Source organism: Pseudomonas sp. ICMP 3272, assembly GCF_001466905.1.
GTDB lineage: Bacteria > Pseudomonadota > Gammaproteobacteria > Pseudomonadales > Pseudomonadaceae > Aquipseudomonas > Aquipseudomonas amygdali.
In genome coordinates this window covers 1-230 of record NZ_LKEK01000033.1, presented here as the reverse complement: position 1 = coordinate 230, position 230 = coordinate 1, and the positions used below count along the sequence as shown (strand labels likewise).

The 230-nt window shown below is 63.9% G+C and carries 1 pseudogene; it reads right to left on the bottom strand.

From position 1 onward, the window contains the following. Positions 1-230 (bottom strand): annotated as a pseudogene (locus AO068_RS03865) (hypothetical protein); the annotation flags it as partial.

Sequence of the window (230 nt, the reverse complement as noted above, 5' to 3'; positions counted from 1 at the left end):
TAGGGGTCACCTTCATCCGCGGCCAGATGGTGATAGAGAATGCCTTCCTGCAAGGGGGCCAGGGCGTAGATGTCCTGAATGTTGGCCAGGCCGCCCGGCACGCTCGCAACGACCCGATCAATCCCTGCCTGATCGAGGTCAGCCAGCGGCAGCATGTCCGGGGTAATACGCTCGCAGCCCGGCACGATCAGGTTATCCGGCACTTGCACGTCGGTGTACCCGCCCACCGC